At 57.1% G+C, this 15,745-nt stretch carries 13 protein-coding genes; 10 read left to right on the top strand and 3 right to left on the bottom strand.

The annotated features are described in order from the left end of the window. The first annotated feature begins 157 nt into the window (after positions 1–157). Complete coding sequence (locus tag AvAM_RS11220) at positions 158–1,744, top strand: ATP-dependent endonuclease (RefSeq protein WP_249368071.1); 1,587 nt, start codon at positions 158–160, stop codon at positions 1,742–1,744. Next, positions 1,741–3,501, top strand: coding sequence for a UvrD-helicase domain-containing protein (locus tag AvAM_RS11215; protein WP_137747150.1), 1,761 nt, complete (start codon positions 1,741–1,743; stop codon positions 3,499–3,501). The genes AvAM_RS11220 and AvAM_RS11215 overlap by 4 nt, the downstream gene beginning before the upstream one ends. A gap of 595 nt (positions 3,502–4,096) precedes the next feature. Here the strand turns inward: AvAM_RS11215 and AvAM_RS11210 are convergent. Then, the gene (locus AvAM_RS11210) at positions 4,097–4,681 is read right to left on the bottom strand and encodes a DUF2441 domain-containing protein (RefSeq protein ID WP_137747149.1); all 585 of its coding nucleotides are present in this window, start codon (positions 4,679–4,681) and stop codon (positions 4,097–4,099) included. Positions 4,682–5,158: 477 nt separating this feature from the next. Between AvAM_RS11210 and AvAM_RS11205 the strand changes: the two genes are divergently transcribed. Both AvAM_RS11205 and AvAM_RS11200 read left to right on the top strand, forming a co-directional pair. After that, the gene (locus AvAM_RS11205) at positions 5,159–6,463 is read left to right on the top strand and encodes a hypothetical protein (RefSeq protein WP_137747148.1); all 1,305 of its coding nucleotides are present in this window, start codon (positions 5,159–5,161) and stop codon (positions 6,461–6,463) included. A 377-nt stretch (positions 6,464–6,840) separates the two neighbouring features. Further along, complete coding sequence (locus tag AvAM_RS11200; RefSeq protein WP_137747147.1) at positions 6,841–7,323, top strand: DUF488 family protein; 483 nt, start codon at positions 6,841–6,843, stop codon at positions 7,321–7,323. Here AvAM_RS11200 and AvAM_RS11195 read toward each other — a convergent pair. Both AvAM_RS11195 and AvAM_RS11190 read right to left on the bottom strand, forming a co-directional pair. Next, positions 7,280–8,104, bottom strand: coding sequence for a hypothetical protein (locus AvAM_RS11195; protein ID WP_249368069.1), 825 nt, complete (start codon positions 8,102–8,104; stop codon positions 7,280–7,282). The two genes, AvAM_RS11200 and AvAM_RS11195, sit on opposite strands and share 44 nt — an antisense overlap. 327 nt (positions 8,105–8,431) lie before the next feature. Beyond that, positions 8,432–9,748 (bottom strand): hypothetical protein, encoded by a 1,317-nt coding sequence (locus AvAM_RS11190; protein WP_137747146.1) that lies wholly within the window; start codon positions 9,746–9,748, stop codon positions 8,432–8,434. Between the two features lie 407 nt (positions 9,749–10,155). On the opposite strand from AvAM_RS11190, the gene hxsB reads away from it, so the two are divergent. From hxsB to AvAM_RS25890, 6 genes are all read left to right on the top strand, one after another. Beyond that, on the top strand, positions 10,156–11,574 hold the full coding sequence (gene hxsB, locus AvAM_RS11185; protein ID WP_249368067.1) for a His-Xaa-Ser system radical SAM maturase HxsB: 1,419 nt from the start codon (positions 10,156–10,158) through the stop codon (positions 11,572–11,574). Then, the gene (hxsC, locus tag AvAM_RS11180) at positions 11,567–12,700 is read left to right on the top strand and encodes a His-Xaa-Ser system radical SAM maturase HxsC (protein WP_137747144.1); all 1,134 of its coding nucleotides are present in this window, start codon (positions 11,567–11,569) and stop codon (positions 12,698–12,700) included. Before hxsB ends, hxsC begins: the two co-directional genes overlap by 8 nt. Beyond that, positions 12,697–13,383: a His-Xaa-Ser repeat protein HxsA gene (gene hxsA, locus AvAM_RS26125; RefSeq protein WP_137747143.1), complete on the top strand. Its 687-nt coding sequence runs from the start codon at positions 12,697–12,699 to the stop codon at positions 13,381–13,383. The genes hxsC and hxsA overlap by 4 nt, the downstream gene beginning before the upstream one ends. Positions 13,384–13,460: 77 nt before the next feature. After that, positions 13,461–13,781, top strand: a complete 321-nt coding sequence (locus AvAM_RS11170) for a hypothetical protein (protein WP_137747142.1) — start codon at positions 13,461–13,463, stop codon at positions 13,779–13,781. 129 nt (positions 13,782–13,910) lie between these two features. Beyond that, positions 13,911–14,810: a restriction endonuclease gene (locus tag AvAM_RS11165; RefSeq protein WP_137747141.1), complete on the top strand. Its 900-nt coding sequence runs from the start codon at positions 13,911–13,913 to the stop codon at positions 14,808–14,810. A gap of 26 nt (positions 14,811–14,836) precedes the next feature. Further along, positions 14,837–15,532, top strand: a complete 696-nt coding sequence (locus AvAM_RS25890) for a hypothetical protein (protein ID WP_249368065.1) — start codon at positions 14,837–14,839, stop codon at positions 15,530–15,532. Positions 15,533–15,745 lie beyond the last annotated feature (213 nt).

The raw sequence follows: 15,745 nt of genomic DNA, 5'->3' as shown, positions 1-15,745 counted from the left end.
TTCTAATGGAACCAGCTTCAGCCCCTGGTCAATGTTCGACTGGCACTGCTGATCACGATTGCACTGGCGCTAACACAACCGCTTCCCTCCGGTCGATGAGTTCGACTTCTACAACGCTGAATACCTCGCCCCTGCCGCAGAAGAAGGCGCGGAGCGGGTGCCGACTCCGCTTCGGATCGAGGCGGTCCTCATTGAACCCGGCGCCGAGATCGGAGCCAAGTGCGGCGGCAACATCGAGTTTTGGCATGTAGCCGAGCAAAGACTGCTTGGGCCGGGAGAGGCCGACGCCGCCAATCCGCCCCATGCCGTCCCCTGCCTTCGGATCGAGACCATCGGCCAATACAACCCCGAGGAAGACGAGTTCGAAGCACGCACCTACTTCTCCCATAGTCCCGATGCTCCCCCAGGGGAGCTGACCAAGCTTCCCAAGCCGATCAAGCGGCTGTTTGGTTTCCTCTACCTGCGGGCGCTTCGGACCGGCTCGCGGGCGCTGAGCTTGGAGCGTGGGTCGCTTCTCGACATCATCCTGCGGACCAAGGGCGTGCGCACCAGCCTGTGGGAGAAGACCATCGAGCGCCTGCGCGGCCTCGACATCGAAGCCGACGCGGCCGAGATCGCGCCGGTTCTGCGATCCGTGGAGAGGCGGCTGTCCCGCTACATCGCATTGGAGTCGCCCGGCAACGCCACCAAGCTGCATGTTTCGGAGCTCACGCGTGAGCATCTGCGCAAGACGATGACGTTCTTCTTGGCGCTGTCGGCGGACCAAGGACACGTCCCATTTCCCCACGCCGGCACGGGCACCATCAACACGCTGGTGCTCGCGTTGCTCTCCTTCATCGCCGACCTCAAGCCCGACACGGTCATCTTCGCCATGGAGGAGCCCGAGATCGCGGTGCCGCCGCACACCCAGCGACGCATCGCCCAATACCTGCTGACCAAGACGACACAGGCCTTCGTGACCTCCCACTCGCCATTTGTGATCGAGAAGTTCGAGCCATCCAAGACACTGCTGCTGGCTCGCAATGCCGGCGTGGTCACGGCGCGAAAGGTCTCCGATGCCACCGGCCTCAAAGACAACGACTACAAGCGCTTCTCTCGCTCCGGCCTGTGTGAATGCATGCTGGGACGAGCAGCCATCGTCGTCGAAGGCGTTACCGAGTTGCATGCGATGCCCGTCGTCGCACGGCGCATGGAAGAGAGCGATCCCAACTTGCAGCCGCTGGACATCGCGGGTGTGACCTTCTTCGACGCTGATGGCGAGTCGAACATGCCCAAGTTCGGAAAGTTCTTCAAGACGCTGGGGCTACGCACCTTCGCCTTCTACGACCTTGACTACAAAAATAAGCGCAAGGCCGAGCAGGCGCAGGCTCTGGCGGACAACTTCGAAATCAATGTTGAGCACGCCTACAAGGGCTTCGAAGACCTAGTCGTGGCGGAGGTGCCCGTGGATCGGCTGTGGTCCTTCCTGTCGGGCCTAAAAGCCAATGATGAGAACGGCAACGTCGCCATCCCCGATGCGCGCCCGAACGACGACGCGGTCAAGGCCATCGCCAAAGAAGCCCTCGGCGGCAACAAGGGCGCCGGCTGGTCGGCGCGTCTGTTCGAGGAGTGCGAGCTCCACGAGCTGCCGGTCACGGTGACGAAGTTTCTGGCGTCAGTGTTCGCACTGTTCCCGCCTCCACCCCCAATCGACGACGGCGATGGAGCACCACCCGAACCGGCCGCCGCTGCTGCCGCTCCATGAACGAGCCTTGCAAGCTGCGCGAAAGCGTCATGGCTTGCGAGGGCCATGTCTTGGTCATCGGCGGCCCCGGCAGCGGCAAGACGACACTCGCGCTGCGCAAGGCGGTCAAGCGGATTCGCGACGGCATGCTTCCGGGTCAGTCGGCCTTGTTCCTGAGCTTCTCGCGGGCGGCAGTGGCACGCATCTTCGATGCCGCCAAGCTCGAAGCCACCAAAGCCGAACAGGAGCAGCTCTCCATCCAGACGTTTCATTCGTTCTTCTGGGACATCCTCAAAGCCCACGCCTACCTGCTTGGGGCTCCGCATAGGCTCTCGATCTTGCTGCCACACGACGAGAAGGCCCTGTCGGGCGGCCTCGGCGACGAAGACGAAGGCTGGGACGAGTGGCTCGTCGAGCGCGAGCGGCTGTTTCGAGAAGAGGGGCGGATCGCGTTCGATCTGTTCGCGCCCAATGCGACAGCTCTGTTGGCCCGCTGCTCGCATCTTTTGGCGTCGATCGCCCATCGGCATCCCATCATCATCGTGGACGAGGCCCAGGACACCGGCCAATACGCGTGGCAGTGCATCCAGATGCTCGCGCCACACACGCAGGTGCTCTGCCTGGCAGACCTCGAGCAGCAAATCTTCGACTACCTGCCAGGCGTCGGTCCGGAGCGCGTGATCGCCATCCGGGCAACGTTGAAGCCGCACGAAATCGACCTTGGGACGCAGAACCACCGCAGCCCGGACTCCGAAATCTTGGCATTCGGCAATGACATCCTGACGGCCAAGCCGCGCGGCGCGCCCTACAAGGGCGTATCCGCCCTTGCCTACCGCCCCGAGAAGCCACCGCCGAACTGGAATCATCTGCTGCGCCGAGCCCTCGGGGAGCTCTTGAAATCAATTCGGGCTCAGAGCGACAAGAAGGTAGAGACGATCGCGATACTGGTCACCAACAACCGCAGTGCTTTGAAGATGTCCAATGCCCTCAACGCGTTGGGGGCCAATGTCGGGAAGCCGGTTCGGCACAAGCTACTGTTCGACGAGGCCGAAGCGCTGCTGTCAGCTCGTTTCGCGGCCTTTCTGCTGGAGCCCAAGGATCTCACCCAACTGGAGGCCGATGTCGCCACTAGCATGGAAATGATCGCCGCAGCGAGGCGCGCGACGGGACAGGGTCGGAAGGAAGTCGCCAAACTCTTGGAGCAGGCCAACAAAATCAAGGGTGGCAAGGCCCTGAACATCAACATCGCCAACGCGCTGCGCAGCCTGATTTCAGGCTTGGCAGTCAACGATTTCAGCGGCGATCCCTCCGAGGACTGGCTCACGATCAAACATGAGCTGCGAGCGACCAATCAAGACGAACTTGGGCGGGTCGCTGCGCAGTTGGACTTCTTGGTCGCGTTCCGTCGGGGACATCGCATCTCGGCTGCCCTCTCTGAAGAATGGCTTCGCGACGGCGCCTACACCAACGCCCGCACCGCCCTCGACTTGGCTCTCGCACAGGAGCAAATCCTCGACGGCGTGGAGCCGTCGATGGGATTGCAAGTCATGAACTTCCACAAGGCCAAGGGCAAGCAGTTCGACGGAGTCATCCTCGTCCGCGAAGCTCGTCGGACCGGCCCCGCCGTCGAATCATCTTTTGTTTGGCGAGGCGACCCTGCCCCGTATTCCAAGAGCCGACGTGTGCTCCGAGTCGGCATCACACGAGCAAAAGTCCACACGCTCATCCTCGATCCGCTTTGGCCGCAATGCCCCCTGCTCAAGGGGCACAAGCTCTAAGGAAAACTCCTAGTCAGTCGGACTGGCGCGTGGCGCTCTGACGTAGGACGATTGGTGACGGAGTTTTGCACGAAGACCAAGGTCATTCCCCCTTTAACCGACCGGGCTGGCTACAGATTCCGACTGAGAGTTGTCGGCGGCAAGGGGAATCGCTTCGCACAAGGAAGGTCAATGACCGGTTCCGGCAGCCGCTGACATTCGCTTTAGAACGGCGAACGACCGTACCCAGCCACAACTGCCGCGACAGAGGGATGTTTTGCAGCAATAACAGTCTCACACCCAAAACGATGACAACTCCCCGTTTCAGCCACAGACCTGTCCTTGAATTGGCCAAGGCTGCGTGGTTGGCGAATGGCGGATCTGTTCAATGGTTCGTATCATTTGCCTTCTTGCGGACGTAGTCTTGCCTAGGACCATCCAGGACCTGTGAGTGAGTGCACTAGCAGCACAGGGAGTGTCCTGTCGGCAGCGTAGGCGCGATCGCCGCCGACGATAGCTGAATGAATCGACGCGGCCCACCACTAGGATGTGCAGCTACTCGTTCGTGTAATCTTCTGCAATGTTCTTGCGATGCATTGCTGGCAGCATCCGCTGGTCATGACGACTCAGTCACGACTCTGGCGATGTGCATTCCGCCTTCGAGCAGAAGTTCAGGCTCCGGAGTGTCGTGCGGTTCGCCCCGCCAGTAACGATCGGCAGCTTCGCGCAATTCTTGAATTGATGAGGAATCGTACTCAAGGTGCCTGCCATCGGCCCGATGTAGCGTTCCTTCGACTTCCACCTCTACGATCTGGCAGAGGCTTACTTTATCCAAGCGTTTCATCCAATATAACGCCATTGGCAAGCTGTCGGTAATCCAGATACAACGTGTGCGCGAAGGCAATTTTCCGAAGTACTCTCGCCTTACGTTCTCAAACTCCATTTCACGTAGTAATCGCACGTAGCCCTCCAAAATTCCCTTCACGTTGGGGGCCAACGCTGTGCCGGGATATTTGGCCGCGATCTCACTTCCGAAGAACTCAAGCAAACGTCTGGGTTCATTCGCGACAGGGATCTCATGGTTTATGTCGCACACTCTTTCGTAGAAAGGATTGAATTTTTTTTCGGCGGTCAGGACGGTGTCGCCCACAGAGAGAAGTCGCGTGTTTGGCGCCGATCTAAGGACGTGGAAGTAAGTCATTCTTTCGTTCTCGCGATCATTTCTTGTGCTTCGTCGGATTTCTTATCGTATCAATGTGGCGGAGATTCTCTGGTCTTCACCCGATGCCTTCTACGTCCGGCGGACGCGAGCCCGGGAGTCACCATATTTAGCTATAGCCCCTCATCCGAGATGACTGCCCTCGCATTACACCGCGCCCCGTGACTACAGGCGGCATCTCCGTCACAGTCTCTGTGTTTCTGTCGGCCCTGGACTCAATTCAACCTTGATCTGCTCAGTCTTGATTGAGCGACTGTGGTGGTCATAGAGGAGCGATAGACAATGCGATTCAGGGAAATTTCACGCGGTGCAAAGCCGAGCCGGGGGCCGTGATAGGCTGACTCTTATCTGGAGCCTCTCAAATCAAACTTTGGATTCTTTCGCGCGCGACACATCTCGCAAAACGAACGACTGTGAACTCGACTTTGGGTGGGGTTGCAGTGCTAGTAACCTATTCATATGAACCAGACGGACGATTTGAAGATTCTTCGCCTTCAGGAAGAAAAGAAGTACATCAATAAGGATTTCGTCGAAGGTCTCGCTAGCCAACTGATTGATGAGCTCGTCGACTGGGCTAATGACGAAATTTTTGCGTCGCGTGGCGGCGAGTTAACATTCAAAATCACGTTGGGCAAGCCCAACGCGGGCATCGCCATTGATCCCAACGACCCGCTCCATCCTCGAATGGAGTTTCGGCTGTCGCTTATCTCGGATATCTACGCTGACGCATTTTCGTACCCAATCGTCTGCCGTCGGCTCAATGAAGAGACGGATACGCTGGTGCATTTCAATGAGACGGAGCGGTTTCGAGATTGCCGCGTCAGGTTCACCAGCCCGCTACCGGAGCTGCACGAGTCGAACGTCGCAAACTTGTTTCGCCCCGTTTGCGAGACCTTTGTCACGTTGAACCTCGAAGCTAGAGACAGAGAACTACAGCTACAGCCTGACGATGTTCGATGCCGGTTCATCATGTTCGAGTTGATGCTCGTTTGGACGTTCTTCCACGAGTTGGGGCACGCAGTGCAAGGCCACTATCGGATGCGCTCGAAGGGAGCGTCGTTGGTCAGCGAATTGGGATTCCTTGAGATGGAGGATTCGACTTCAGTTCTACCCGATCGCAATGGTTCGGGCAGCTCGTCAGCAACTCAAGGAAAAGCCGTCGAGCCCGACCTTGCTGCCCAGGCCCGGGAGCTTATGGCCGATGCTGACGCCATGGATCAGACATTGAAGTACCTTGTTCGGAGCGGAAGGCTGAATTTCAACGTGTGCTATTTACTGCTCTGCTCCGTGGGGTGCATGTTCCAGCGCTTCTACAACAGCTATCCAGCGAACCTGCAGTTGTCGCACGCTCGGCATCCTCATCCAGCTATCCGTGACGAGGCAAGCCAGCTCTTGAGCATCAATTGGATAGCCGACTATCTTGTCGCGAGCAAGAATGCCCAGAGCCGAGAGGAGGTTTCTACGCCCCTGGCCTATCTCAGCGTTCGGGCCTCTCTCATGACCGGGCTGTTTCGTGCCCACCGTATCGAGAAGCGCGAGAGCCCTGAATACTTGCCTTCGTACATGAGTTTGCTTCTCGATGGGGGCGATCAGCAGCGTGGCTACATTGAGGCATTGCTCCCCGAGATCGAGCGGCAGCTTCCCATGATTTGCGAGTACCACTTGATTGAAATGCATTCACTAGAGTATTGGTTCGGGTTCATAAAGGCCAATGTCCGAGACGAGTCGACAGGGCTGCCCGAAGATGACGAGCGTTGCCGTTGACCTATCTAAGGTCATGGTCAACTACCCAGGAGCAGAAGATTCGCTCGATGGCCGGTCCTAGATGGTGCAATGCACCCTTCATTTGATCAGTCGAATGGCTGGTGCTGGCGGCAGCAGACATCTGTGCTGACAGAATTGAATGGCGGCATACAGCCTGAAGCCGCCACGCCTGAGGTCTGTTCTGCAGCGGTTGCGGTCGGTCAGTAGGGCGGCGGCAGGCGCCTGCTCTCGGCTATGGAGCGGGCGTCGACGAATGACTGCTTCCCGGCAGTCTCGGCTCTACCGCTGAATCGTGTACTGCGGCACACCTAGTCAAAGCTCGCGTGAGACAATTGTCCCGCACCATTCTTCGGTGATGCTCCAACCCTCGACTACCAGTGACCACTCCCGCGCTTTTCACCTTCGGCTACGAAGGTTTGACTATCGACGGGTTCATCTCCCGTCTGAAGGACGCGCGCGTGAACCTGATCGTGGACGTGCGCGAGCTGCCGCTCTCACGCAAAAAGGGGTTCTCGAAAAGTGCATTCCGCGAGCATCTGGCCGCGGCAGGCATCGGTTATGAACATCGGCCCGCCTTGGGTTGCCCCAAGCCCGTGCGCGACAAATACCGCGAAAATGGCGACTGGGCTGACTACACCCGTGGTTTTCTGGCCCATCTGGATACCGTGAAAACCGAGGTGCGCAACCTGGCCGCCACAGCCCGCGACTACCGGGCATGCCTGGTCTGTTTCGAGGCTGATTTTTCTGCCTGCCACCGCTCCTACGTGGCCCGCGCTGTTCGAGCTGCTGGTGGCCCAGCGGTGCACCACCTGACGGCTAAAACAGTGTTTGCTGACGCACCAGCGTCTCTGGCAGCTTAGGCGGGTACAGCACGCTCACGATCAACCACTGCCCCGGAAAGCGGTGTATGGTACCCATGAGGAACATGACATCCAACTCGCTGAACTGGGTGAAAAACTTGTGCCGCATCGCCTCCTGCCAGTCAGCACGGCGGTGCACGTTCCAGTAGAGCGCTCCGGCCTCCCAGTCCACCAGCTTGTGCTTGAACGTCTTCACACCCTCGGAGGTCTGGCATTCGTAGCGGTAGTGGAAGTCGTAAGGGAGTTTCTTGAGCGTCTTGAGGGAGCGCTGATCCTCCACCGCGTCGAACAGGCTGCCCTGCTGTTGCTCCTGCAACAGTTTGGCCAGTTCATCCTCGGTCCAGTCTGAAGATTCCACGGCCTTGATGTCCAGCCCCAGCAAGCGGCTCGGCCGCACCAGCCCTAGGGTCGTCCCACTAGCCTGACGTGAAGCCTCCAGCGCATCGAACGAATCAAACACTGGTACGCCCTTAATCGCCTCGCGGCGGGTGATCCAGAAGTCGCGCGTGGGAAGCGGATCGCCCTCCACCTCGATCGTGTCCACCGAAACGCGGTGACTCTCGGTCCGGGCATCGTCCTGCGCGCGGCGAACCCGGGCTGTGATCCACTGCCATTTCTTGAACTGCTGGTCGTCCTCCACCAGCCGGAATGGCACCGGAAACAGCCGGATTAAACGCCCGTCGTCGGTCATACCGGCGACGCAAGAGGTTTCAACATACCGAGCGCTGGGCGACGGGTAGGTCTTGCACAGAATCAGGATGCGTTGGTGGTCTGATGCCACGTGAGTTCCTCCTGAAAGGACTGCGTCAAAGCAGCCCATCGACCAGCACATCAAGCCCCAACCCTGCCCTCCAATCACGCGTCGACAGCGGTAATGTCATTCCATCCACAAGTCTGGTCGAGATATAAGGGTCTCCGCTCAAAGGAGTAATTCCACCCCCGGGCGAATTGTGCATGCGAGGCAACTCCAGTTTAAGTCTGTAGTCGCTTCTGCAGCGTTTACATCGACCCGAGTGTTGAGGTGAGCCGTACGTTCTTGCCATAACGTACTGCCCGATCAGCCACCACGGCTGCGACGTTGCTGCTGTAGGGCCTGGAAGAAGATTGATTACTTCGTGATTGCAAGGAACTCGTTGTTGATTTCCTTCGCTATGTCTTGCAGCACGCTGGCTCGTGCAACATCGAAGTCCACGCCTGCTCCCTCCGCGCAGGCTTGCTGGGTGCGCGCATTGGGGAATGAGTACAGGGCTCCCACTCCTCCGAAGACGTTCTGATAGCGCGCGTTGCGGCACTCAATGCGTTTGAATTTGCGGTTGCCGGAAAAGGTCTTGCTCTTGCGCGACTGCGGATCTTGCACAGTGAAATTCCACTGAAGTGAGTATTCAGAGGATGTGTAGTCAATGAGGACAGATGCGTTCTTAGGGATCATCAGCAGCGTTCCGAAGTCAGGATCGGGGATGATTTCTGTGTTGGTGGTCGGAGGCATGCGCTGCTCGTTCAGGCGCAGACGATTGAACAGAATCTTCTTGGTAGCGTCGGGTGTTACTTCGACCCATTCATTGACCTTCTGCACTTCGTCTGCCAGCTCGGAAAGCAGGAACTCGTCGCCATTGGTCTTGAAATCGACCTTGATGCTCCGTGCGGCCATAAGGGCCTTGGAGTAGTCGGGGAAAACTTTCTCGACCACTTCTAGATTGGCCTTGCTCAGTTTGGTCTCACCCAACAGGCCTAAGATTTTCTCGTCCATTGAGCGGTCTCCAGTCACCTCCACGTACCGCACGTAGATTTCCAGAGCATAGAAGCCAGCTTTCTGCCCTTTCAATGTGGTGGTGGGTACATCCACGAGTGGCTGCATGACCTTCACTGCACGGTCCATTCCCGCAGTGTTGTTCTCGGACTTGTATGCGTTGAAGATCGGGAAATATTGCTCCAGCTCCTTCCCCTGGATTGCGATCAACCCTTGCAGTGCTCTATCCGCCAAAGCGGTCTTGTCGGCAGAGATTTTCAGTGTACTGAGGAGGTTTTGACTTTGAAGTAGCTCGGCGGATTTCAATGCCTGCATGGCGAACTGCAGAGTCAGCAGATCAACTAGTTCAGTTCTCTGGCCCGCCGTAATGAGCTTGTCTTCGTAGGCAAAGTTGATATTGCGGAGATGCGTTTCAAAAAACCTAACGTCCTTAGGCGTGTCGATCTGGATGCTCTCCTTGTAGGAATCGAGGAAGACATTTCCGCCTTTGGTTCTGGTTGTTTCTTGGATCAGCTGAACCAGCGATTGACGATCCCCCTTGTACGGACCGTCCTCATGCACCATTGCATAAGCGCGAGCATATCGCCCGCCTTCCACCATGGTTTTGGGCCCGTACTGTGTGGCGCAGCCGGTTAGGACGATTGCTACAACCAGGCTGACAGCTTTCAATATTCGCATGAGGTTATCTATTTAGATTGACGTGATCGGTTGTAACCTAAATTTACACCACCACGTGGGTCAGAGTGCACGTCACTCAGCAAGACGACTTTGTGAGCGAGGGCGTGCCCGACTGATCGATCCAAGCCCCTCCTGATACTTCCACCAAAGGTCTTTTATCGAATCGGAATGTGCCTGGAAACGAATCCTCAACGCTTCAATAGGAGCAAGATGCACTTCGCCAAGCCGCACATTTCTCGGTATGACTTTGGGAATTGTTGTTGCACAATGTTTCTGAACATGAGATTTAGAACAAGAGGGGACATGGCTCGCATGAATGCAACGTGCTCCTTGATCAAGGTCAAGCATCAAGAGTCGAATGACAGGCGGTCTACGCAGGTGCCGGGGTGATGTACGCACCTCGGGCTATGCCGGCCAAACACCGCCTACTTCCGGATGGCCACATCATCGTGACCGGAGCGGCCGGGGACTTTGCGTTTTTTGACAGTGAGGAATTCGATCGATTTCACGCATCCCCGCAAAGGCTTGACCTTCGAAAACAAGCCGACTTGCGAGCCCGTTTTTTGCTCACTGATGGTGCTACGTCAAAGGGCATGCAACGCTTGCTGGCTTCGCGTATTGCGGCGAAGCGAGAGACCGTTACCTCTGGTCCATCGCTTCATATCATCGTGCCCACCCTGCAATGCGCCCACTCCTGCCAGTATTGCCAGGTAAGCAGATCTCTCGACGACGAGGGGCATACGATATCGCTCACGGATCTGAATGCAGCATGCGACACCATTCTCGAAAGCAAATCCGATCAGCTCACAGTCGAGTTTCAAGGCGGTGATCCGCTGCTGCGATTCGACTTGGTCAAACATGCCATTCTGCGCATTCGCGAGGAAGCTGCGGCGAATCGTCCGATTCGCTTTGTAGTCGCTTCAACGCTCCATCAGCTCGACGACGCGATGTGTGCCTTTTTCAAGGAACAAAACGTCTACATGTCGACCAGCTTGGATGGGCCTCGCGCACTACATAACGCCAATCGACCGACCCCAGGTCGAAATGCTTACGAACGTACCCTGGCTGGCATCCATCTCGCACGAGAAAAAATAGGGGTTGATGCCGTTGCCGCCTTGATGACGACAACCAAAGCGTCTCTGGCTTTCCCTGAGGAGATCGTGGATGAATATGTTCGCCAGGGGTTTCGGGAGATCTTTTTACGCCCCCTCAGCAGCTATGGCTTCGCCAAACGCAATCAAAACCTGCTTGGTTACTCTGTCCAAGATTTCCTGAACTTCTACCGGCGCGGCCTGGATCGCATCATGTATTGGAACCAGCGCGGTGTGGAGCTGCGAGAGGTGTATGCATCGATCCTACTGAACAAGATGCTTTCCACCTTTGATGCGGGCTACGTGGATCTTCAAAGTCCAACAGGTGCTGGCTCTAGTGTCCTGGTCTACAACTACGACGGGTTCGTGTATCCCAGCGACGAGGCACGAATGCTCGCAGAGACAGGAGATCGCTCGCTGAGAATGGGGCGCATTGGTGAATCCTTGGACGAGCTACTCAACTCCCCGGTGCGACAGCAATTGGTGGAGGCCTGCGACGTTCGATCCATGAGCGATTGCCGCGACTGCGCCTACAACTTGTACTGCTCTCCAAACCCCGTCGATGCCCAGGCTCAACACGGAACAATGACTTTCGCGGCGGGGGCAACTGAACACTGCCAGCGGCACATGGCGCTCTTTGATGCGATGTTCTCTACCCTGCGCGCTGCCGACGAGGATACGTCTGCGCTTTTGCACGAGTGGGCGCAGGTGCGGGAGTCATGCGCCAATGCGTAAAGTGTCTGCCGACCTCGATGAGAGATGCGGCCTGCGCGTGCGTCGGGTGGTGGATTTCGAGGGCTTTGCAGCCCAGTGGGAGCCGTCTCTGTATTTCTTGGTTCGAGTTCAGACTTCCGAGGAGAGACGTTCCATTGAGGACTTGCAGAGTACCGGCCTAGACAACCTCGCTTGGGTCGTAAGCGATCAGCTGGAGATTGGGGACATCGTTGTCGCGCGCCCGTTCAAGGGAGAGTTGATTGTCCTACTACGTGAATCTGATACCCACCACGCGCTGTTCCTCACAAATCGGTGCAACAGCAATTGCTTGATGTGCTCCCAACCGCCGACCAAAGAAGACGACGGTTGGCTCGTTGAGGAAGCTCTGGAGGCCGTCCGCCATTTGAACTGGCATCCTCAGACCATCGGCCTGACTGGTGGCGAGCCATTGTTGTTGAGAGCAAGCCTGCGGAGGGTTCTGGATGTCATTGACAAGAGTCTTCCCCAGACAGCGGTAGAAGTTTTGACCAACGGCCGGTTGTTTGCAGATGCCTCTGTGGTGCCGGAGGTGTTGTCCGGTCTCACTACGAAGGTCCGTTGGTTGGTGCCTCTATACGGGCATGCCAACTTCCTGCATGACTTTGTGGTGCAGGCCCCCGGCGCCTTTGACGAGACCATTGATGGATTGCTCACGCTCCAGGAGCACCAGCAAGAGATTCAGTTGCGCTCCGTGTTGATTTCTCCTGTCTTGGAGGTTCTGCCGGAGCTAGCCCTGTTCGTCGCACGAAATCTCCCATTCATCCGGGAGTGGGCATTGATGGGATGCGAGCCGATCGGGTTTGCTCTCGCCAATCGAGAGGCATGCGAATTGGACCTGGTCGCTTGGGGCGCAACACTGGAGCAAACCCGCAGAGTGCTTCGCACCTACCGGATTCCCCACGTCTGGATGAACACGCCTTTGTGTGCATTGCCTCAGCCTCTTTGGCCTCAGGCGCAGAAAAGCATTTCAGATTGGAAGAATGTCTTCGCACCCGAATGTGAGGGTTGTGCAGCAAGACAGAACTGCTCCGGACTGTTCGCCTGGCATGAGCGAGGCTGGAAACCTGCGCCCCTAAGAACAATGGAGACAACCGAGGTTAATTTATGAGCAAGTTCGTCCGAAACCTCTCTCTTTTCGTGGCGGGGTTGCCTTTGCTGGTCACAAAGAGCGTCTCAGCGGCACCCGCACCCAGAGCGGAGATGGAGCCGCTCGACACGACAGGTGCCGTGCCGTTGCGCCCATTGAATTTAGAGTCAGACAATCTTTTTGCAGGGCATCGTTCGCACTCCAGCCACAGGTCGCATTCAAGCCACAGCTCTCATTACTCAGGATCCAGCGGCGGTTCTAGTTACCGGGCACCTGCATACGTAGCGCCAAGCCCCGCTCCAGCTTACGTCGCACCATCGCCCGCGCCAGCACCTTCTCCTTCGACAAACCGCTATGTTCCGGAGTCTGCCCCAGCCCCGGGTGCACCTCGACAGTTTCTGGATTCGAACAACGCATCGGGATCCAACAACCCCGCGAAGAATGGAATGTCCCAGTCAGCGCAACCGGGCAAGCAGCCCCAAGCGACCGATGAGCTGACTCATCCAGAGAAACTGCGGCTCCAGATCATGCGAGTTCAGATCAAGCTTCGCAGCCTGGGCCTATACGAGGGATCGATTGACGGGGTGATGAATGACGGATTGCGTGAGGCGCTAAAACACTTCCAGGAGCTGAAGGGATTTCCTAAGACCGGGACCATGACAACGCCTACGCTCAATGCCCTTGGCATACCTGCAGTCCAATGACGGCGCACGCAGCCGAGGCATTGGTGAACTGCCTGCTGGCCGTATGCCGCCAGGACCTCCGACAACAATCGCAAACCATGAAACTCCCCTATCGCAGTTCGATCGCAATCATTGTTTTTTGCATAACGTTCTTCTGCGCATCCGCCATCGCGCAATCGAGCGTGGGCGCCGCGCCAAAGGGTGATACGAAAGCCGTAGCTAGCAGGATCATCAAACACAACTTTCCGAGTTGCAGAACCGTCTCCAACGCCGTCAGAGCGCCTGATGGATCAATTCGTGCTCAGTGCGATACGAGCAACTACATGGTCTTCACGATCTTCAACGCCAAGGAAGGAAAGACCTCTGAGATTGCGTTGAACTGCACTGCGGCAAAGAAGCTCTTGAACATAGATTGCTGACGATTCGTGGCCCAGCACGTCCGCAGTTGATACAGCGTGTCCCGAGGCTAGCCGTCGCCAAGATACCGCTGAGCTTTCAGGCGCAAACACACCTGCTTCAAAAAAGAACCAACGCCCAGGGAGGAAATCATGGCCAGACGTAAGAAAACCAGTCCTTTGGAGGATATCCTGGACTTGTTGTCCCTGCTTCCATGGTGGGTCTGTTTGGTGCTGGCTGCGGTCACCTACATCGTGCTTAGCAACTTGGCTGTTCCTATCAAACCCTCCGATATCCAAGGCCAAGGTGGCGCGATGGTGGGAGCCATGATGCAAAAGGCCATCATCCATGGACTGGCGACGATCGGCCAGTATCTCGTTCCCCTCATGTGCCTGATTGCTGCTGCGATCTCTGCATGGCGGCGCAAACAACGCAGGGAACTGATTGCTGGTGTTTCGGAAGCTGAAAGCGCGGATGCACTGGACGGCATGAACTGGAGAGAGTTTGAAATCCTCGTGGGGGAATCCTATCGACATCAGGGCTACCAGGTTGCCGAGTTAGGGGGAGCCGGCCCAGATGGCGGTGTAGATCTTTTACTCACCAAAGGCAATGAGAAATTCTTCGTGCAGTGCAAACAGTGGAAGGCGTACAAGGTGGGGGTGACCACCGTCCGCGAACTCTACGGTGTCATGGCAGCCAAGGGCGCTACCGGCGGATTCGTGGTGACTTCAGGCCGCTTCACAACAGACGCCGTGGAGTTTGCCCAAGGTCGAAACATTGAGCTGGTCGACGGCCCTCGTCTCTTCGCAATGATTCAACGTGCACGGCGGACCGGAACTTCTTCGTCTCCACCAATTGCAGCGGATTCTCCGGCGCAGGCTCAGCAGCCCGAAGCCACTGCGGTCACCACAGCACAGACCTCTTCGCCGGACTGTCCACGCTGTGGCGCATCCATGCAGTTGCGCACCGCTCGACAAGGCGCTAATACTGGAAGCAACTTCTGGGGGTGCACAACCTATCCGAAGTGCCGAGGAACGCGCGCTGCTGGCTGATGATTGGTCATTGGGATGGAGCGAATATGAAGCAGGCAACACTCCACTCTGCTGACCGATTACGCGACAGTGCCACAGCCATGCTGCCGGACCCGCGCACGGTCACATGGGCGGCACCAGAACCACCCTCGCTCGCTGTGCATCACGCTGGAGTTGCCGCCATCCAAATCAGTTCCGCCGTTCCCGAGCCAGTGGCGATTCAGTTTGAGAACGCTCGGAACCTCTATCTCTACGCTTGGTACGTATACCGCTTCTACATGCCAGCAACGGCTGCAGCTCTGTCTGCGCTTGAATTCGGCCTGCGGGAACGACTGCGCACCACGCTTCCGGATAAGGAACAGGGTAAGAAGCTGATGCTCAAAAGACTGCTCCGCATGGCGGTGGATCATGGACTGGTGAGAAACGAGGGATTTCGACGTTGGCACCACGCGGCACAGGTCAATGCGCGAGAGCGGTTGTCCATGGAAGCTTTTAAAGCAATGATTGATAACGAGCTGACCGTTGTGGAGTACCAGATACCGGAGATCTTAGAGTTATTGCCGGAAGATCATCAGTGGGACCTCGTAGGAGGGCTCCCGGATAGCCTGCCAGCTATTCGCAACGAGCTGGCGCATGGCAGTTCGATGCTGACAAACCAGGTGCTGGGAACTATCGAGTTGGTTGCCGAAATTCTGAATCAACTCTACCCGGGGGCCCTTATGACGGAACGCGCAGATCCGTAAGCTTGAGAATTTCGAGCATTGATTGCTGGTCAGTTGCTTTCAACCAGTGATGGCCGCGTACATCTCCTTCGGTATTCGCCTCATTCAAAGACGGTCTTGCAGCGGTTGCAGCCTATCCGAATACCCGTGGCTTAAGTCAGCTTACAGCAGGAAAGCGGGCAAATACAAGGAGCAGAGAGGGCACCGGCCGACAACCCAACACGGCCTCGGACA

Source organism: Acidovorax sp. NB1, from assembly GCF_005405905.1.
Classification (GTDB): domain Bacteria; phylum Pseudomonadota; class Gammaproteobacteria; order Burkholderiales; family Burkholderiaceae_C; genus Acidovorax.
This window is presented reverse-complemented; position numbering and strand designations above follow the sequence as displayed.

Excerpts from the sequence above, each read along its gene's own strand:
- AvAM_RS11215 (WP_137747150.1), top strand. The coding sequence starts at position 1,741 with ATGAACGAGCCTTGCAAGCTGCGCGAAAGCGTCATGGCTTGCGAGGGC.
- AvAM_RS11210 (WP_137747149.1), bottom strand. The coding sequence starts at position 4,681 with ATGACTTACTTCCACGTCCTTAGATCGGCGCCAAACACGCGACTTCTC.
- AvAM_RS11205 (WP_137747148.1), top strand. The coding sequence starts at position 5,159 with ATGAACCAGACGGACGATTTGAAGATTCTTCGCCTTCAGGAAGAAAAG.
- AvAM_RS11190 (WP_137747146.1), bottom strand. The coding sequence starts at position 9,748 with ATGCGAATATTGAAAGCTGTCAGCCTGGTTGTAGCAATCGTCCTAACC.
- hxsB (WP_249368067.1), top strand. The coding sequence starts at position 10,156 with ATGCCGGCCAAACACCGCCTACTTCCGGATGGCCACATCATCGTGACC.
- hxsC (WP_137747144.1), top strand. The coding sequence starts at position 11,567 with ATGCGTAAAGTGTCTGCCGACCTCGATGAGAGATGCGGCCTGCGCGTG.
- hxsA (WP_137747143.1), top strand. The coding sequence starts at position 12,697 with ATGAGCAAGTTCGTCCGAAACCTCTCTCTTTTCGTGGCGGGGTTGCCT.
- AvAM_RS11170 (WP_137747142.1), top strand. The coding sequence starts at position 13,461 with ATGAAACTCCCCTATCGCAGTTCGATCGCAATCATTGTTTTTTGCATA.
- AvAM_RS11165 (WP_137747141.1), top strand. The coding sequence starts at position 13,911 with ATGGCCAGACGTAAGAAAACCAGTCCTTTGGAGGATATCCTGGACTTG.
- AvAM_RS25890 (WP_249368065.1), top strand. The coding sequence starts at position 14,837 with ATGAAGCAGGCAACACTCCACTCTGCTGACCGATTACGCGACAGTGCC.